The 4,804-nt window shown below is 41.0% G+C and carries 3 protein-coding genes; 2 read left to right on the forward strand and 1 reads right to left on the reverse strand.

Annotated elements, in window-relative coordinates; translation table 11 throughout:
- Both XEN7305_RS03070 and XEN7305_RS26330 read left to right on the forward strand, forming a co-directional pair.
- A partial coding sequence (locus tag XEN7305_RS03070; protein WP_006507870.1) for an ABC transporter ATP-binding protein occupies positions 1-1,839 on the forward strand: 1,839 nt, incomplete at its 5' end.
- A 93-nt stretch (positions 1,840-1,932) separates the two neighbouring features.
- Positions 1,933-3,096 (forward strand): DUF4062 domain-containing protein, encoded by a 1,164-nt coding sequence (locus tag XEN7305_RS26330; protein WP_006507871.1) that lies wholly within the window; start codon positions 1,933-1,935, stop codon positions 3,094-3,096.
- A gap of 153 nt (positions 3,097-3,249) precedes the next feature.
- Here the strand turns inward: XEN7305_RS26330 and XEN7305_RS03080 are convergent, their stop codons facing one another.
- Entirely contained in the window at positions 3,250-4,728 is a 1,479-nt protein-coding gene (locus XEN7305_RS03080; RefSeq protein ID WP_006507872.1) for an amidase, read from the reverse strand.
- Between the last annotated feature and the right edge of the window lie 76 nt (positions 4,729-4,804).

Here is a 4,804-nt window from a genome sequence, read left to right on the forward strand (position 1 = left end):
TTTCGTCGTAGCCTAAAGTTAGTAATTCAAGGAGCCCCAACTGAATTACGTTATCTAGTTTTTCTTACCTTAATCAGTGGTGCTGGTTCGCCGATCGCCTTGTTTCTCAACAAAATAATTATCGATGAAGCATCGCGTTTATTAGGACAAGAGTCTACAAATAATGCGATCGCGCTAATGCTACAGGAGCCATTATTACTTTGGACAATCGGCGGTTTAATTACAATTAATTTGCTCAGTGATTCGATGAACGCCATCACAAACCTAGTTTTTGCGGGTATGCGCGATCGCATTCAAGGGTTTGTGCAAGGAAAAGTTCTCAAGAAAGTTGCCAATTTCGAAGATATTGGGTTATTTGAAACCCCTGAGCTCTTAAATCTAGTTCAACTATCCGAGCAAGGGATAGAAAGACTTAAGCATTTATCTTTTATTATTATCACCACTCTTAATGGATTTTTTATCTTGATCCCGGCGATTCTACTTTCTGGCGCGATCGCTTGGTGGATACCCTTGATATTATTTATCTCTACAGCACCTTCGGTTTACGTAGAACTTAAATATCGCAAACAAAGCTGGAGAGTCGAAGAAACTCAGGCTAGCTCGGTACGCCAAATGAACTTGTACAAAAACGTCTTAATGGGCGAGATCTATGCCAAGGAATTACGTTTATTTGGACTACAAACTTTATTTTTTGATCGTTGGCAAAATATTTTTCGGCACACCTTCCGTTCTATGCAACAAGTTCGTCGTCAAGGGACCGTAATGGTGATTTTTTGGTCGATGCTTGGCGGGTTAGGAATTGCTCTGCCCTATGTTTATGTTGTCATGGGAGCTTTAAAAGGCATTTATACTTTGGGCGATTTGGCTCTCTATTCGGGTTTGATTTTGCAAATGCGCCAGAGTTTATTTATTTTGATCAACAATGGTTCTGATCTTTACGATGTAGTCTTAGGAACTAGCCCGATTTTCCAACTATTAGAGCTGAGGCCAAGATTGCAGTTGGCTATGTCTCCAGGAAACCATGAGCAGCAGGTTGATACTGAGAGAGCTTCCTTAAAATCTAGAGTAAGTGAGCATCTCAGGGGAATCGAACTTGAGAATGTATCCTTTTCTTATCCTGGTAGCAACAGAAAAGTTTTAGACAATATCAACCTGAAAATTCACCCTCAAGAAATGATTGCCTTGGTGGGAGAAAATGGAGCAGGAAAAACCACATTGGCTAAGTTGATCTCTCGTTTATATGATCCTCAAAAGGGTAATATTCTCTGGAATGGGCAAAATTTACGAGAATTTGATTTACAGAAATTTTATGGGCTTATAGCAGTTATTATGCAGGATTATGCCCGATTTCCCACTACAGTTAGAGAAAATATTGGTTTTGGTTATTTACCATTGCTAGAAGAAGATAGCGCTATTAATCAGGCAATGGGGGAAGCGGAAATTGCCAAGGCGATCGCGAAATTACCCCAAGGCATAGATACCATTTTGGGTAAGCAACTAGAAGGGGGAGTCGATTTATCAGAAGGACAATGGCAGAGAATTGCGATCTCTCGATCTTTAATGCGTTTATCCTCTGTCGAGCTATTAATTTTTGATGAACCCACCGCAGCTCTAGATCCCAAAACCGAATATGAAATCTACCAGCTTTTTCGCCGCATTGCTGCTAATAAAATTGCTATTGTCATCAGTCATCGTTTAGCTTTGGCCAAACTAGCTGATCGAATTATTGTTTTAGAGAACGGCAAAATTATTGAAACTGGAACCCATGAACAACTCATGGCCCTAGAAGGCCAATATAATTTCATGTTTACGCGGCAAGCAAGCAATTATCAAGATTGACCAACGAATCAATCGGCTTTTCCCTAAATCCCCAAGTCCTTAATTCAGAACTAGTAAATTTTGTACTCATCGAACTTAGGTTAACAATAAATCATGGCGAAAATTTATATCTCCTCAACCTACAGCGACCTCAAGGAGTATCGCGAGAAAGTCTACAAAGCTCTACGAAAAATAAACCATGATCCTCGCGCGATGGAGGATTATGTAGCTACAGGAAAGTATCCTCCCCTCGATAAATGCCTATCTGATGTAGCTGGATCTGATATGTATGTAGGCATTTTTGCTTGGCGCTATGGTTATATTCCCACTGATGGAAATCCCCAGCGAAAATCTATTACCGAACTAGAGTACCGCCAAGCCTTGAAAACAGATAAACCCTGTTTTATTTTCTTACTAGATAAAAAAGCTGCTTGGTTGCCAGATCAGATGGATAAAATTACAGGTGATGGAAATACTGGAAAATGTATTGAAGAACTTCGTCAGGAACTGGGAACAGATAAACTCGTTAGCTTTTTCAAAAATCCTGATGAATTAGCACAACTTGTCACAGCAGCTATCCAAAATTGGGAAAAGGAAAATCCAGATTTTACACCGGAAAATCACAAGAATTCAAAACCAGCAACAACTCAAGTCATTGATAATAGCCGCCATGTATCCAAGGGAAACCGTACCATTAATATGGGGAGTGGTAATTACATCAAAGAAATTAAAGGTGATTATGTTCAGGGGAACAAAACAGATAGCAGCCGCAATATAAACATTACTGGCGGAACCATCAATGCCTCTGGAGCTGGAGCATTTAGCTTGGGAGATATCAGTGGCACAGTTGCCAACACGATTAACAAAGAAGTCAAAAATATTAAGGGTAATAATATTGAGGGAGATCAATATAACCAAAGTGGGAACTTCGGTATTGGTCACATGAGCGGCGGTACCATCGAAAAAGGAGCAAAAGTTGCTGGCGTTATTAACGAATCGTCTAATTCTCTTAATCTTGAGGAACTAGGAATTAATGAATTGTTAACTCAACTCAAAAGCGCGATCTTATCTTCTCCAAATTTAAATGAGAAATCTAGAGTTAAAGCGTTAAAGCAAGTCACAGAATTAACCACAGCAGCCACAAATCCTGATGATGAAGATCTCAAAGAATCAGCGGATAATGCAATAACAATGTTAGAAGGCATCTTTTCTAAATTGCCAAGCAGTATAGAACTGAAGAAAATGGTGTCTGCGATCGCGAAATTCTTCGAATTATAGCGCTACGCGCAAGTCAAGAGTCAAGAGTCAAGAGTCAAGAGTCAAGAGTCAAAAGTTCACCAGCCATGGGCTTGAGGGTTTACTAATGTCCTAACCAAATTACGTAGTGCTATATAAGCCAATAAATATTCAAAATCTTAAATCGCGATCGCTCTAGTATCCAGAAGGATGCTTAAAGCAACCAACTACTTGATTAATCTCCTGTGCGATCGCCAGTAGCCTCATATCCTGCCATCTCTTGCCGACAATCTGCATCCCAATAGGTAAGCCATCGTCTGTTTTTCCAATGGGAATTACAACTACAGGATGTCCTGTTAGGTTAAATAGCATTGTATAAGCAGCATTTGCGAGAAAATAAGGAACTTTGCGCCCTTCAATCTCAATGGCTGTACCTTTAGGCCGATGGGTAAATGTCGTGGTCATGGCAACTGGACAGAGCCAAACATCCCAAGGTTTTAATGCTTGATCCATTTGAGATATTAGATGATCGCGATAGGTTAATATTTCAAAATAGCTTTTGAGAGTTGGATTGAGTAAGGTCGGGAGGAAGTGACTTAAATTACTGAGATCTCTGAGTTCTTTTTCTCCTTGAGTGGCTTCGCGAAACATGACAGGAACAACTTTTTTGGCAGTATCGAAATCAGATGGTTGAGAATAGATAAAGTTAAGTGCTGTTAGTTGATTGCAAGCTTGAAATGCTTTTTTGAGGTCAAACTGTAAGGGTTTCCAGAATTCAACATCAGCACCTGTTTGAGTAAGTTTATCAGCAGCGATCGCGATCGCCTCTTTAATTGCCGAAGCGACAGGAATTTCATCCCAACCATCCATCCAAGCGATTCGTAAGTTCTGTATCGGTTTCGATAAGGGTTGATCCAAAGGGACAGGAGGAATATCTGGTTGTCGGATATCTGCACCTACTGTCAACGATAAGCATAATTTTAGGTCTTCAATAGAACGAGCAAAGGAACCAACTGTCATCAATTGACGAATACATTTTGGCATGCCTGGCGCTTCAGGAATATGTCCTGTGGTGGGCAAACGGCGCTCGGTGGGTTTGAGGGCAAATACACCACAAAAATGGGCTGGTTGACGAGTTGAACCGGAGCAATCATTCCCTAGATCTAAGGCGGAAAATCCAGCAGCGATCGCTGCGGCACTGCCTCCAGAACTTCCTCCAGATGTGCGATCGAGATTCCAAGGATTGTTAACACGTCCGAAAATATCGTTAGTGCTTTGAAAGTCGCTGGCCATTTCAGCAGGGTTAGTTTTGCCGAGAATGATTGCTCCAGCTTGACGAAGACGGGCGACAACTGTGGCATCTTGAGAGGGAATATAGTTTTTGAGGGGTTTATAACCTGCGGTGGTGCGTAATCCTGCGGTTTCAAAGGTATCTTTGATGGTGATTGGTACACCATGGAGTTTCCCCCAGGTTTCTCCTTTGGCGATCGCGTTATCAGCTGCGATCGCTCTGGCTCTAGCTACTGCTTCATCTAATGTCGCAATGGCATTAATGCTCGGATTATGCTTTTTGATTTGCGTTAAATAGGCTTCAAGAACTTCTGTTGACGAGACAGTCTTATCACGAATCATTTGAGCAAGTTGATGGGCAGGAGTAAAAACTAAATTGCTCATATTGTTTTTGTAGAGAACAGTGCCTAAATCATTTTATTGATCATATTGTGACAATTTTGCAATCATTGCTGCGCGA

The organism is Xenococcus sp. PCC 7305, from assembly GCF_000332055.1.
Classification (GTDB): domain Bacteria; phylum Cyanobacteriota; class Cyanobacteriia; order Cyanobacteriales; family Xenococcaceae; genus Xenococcus.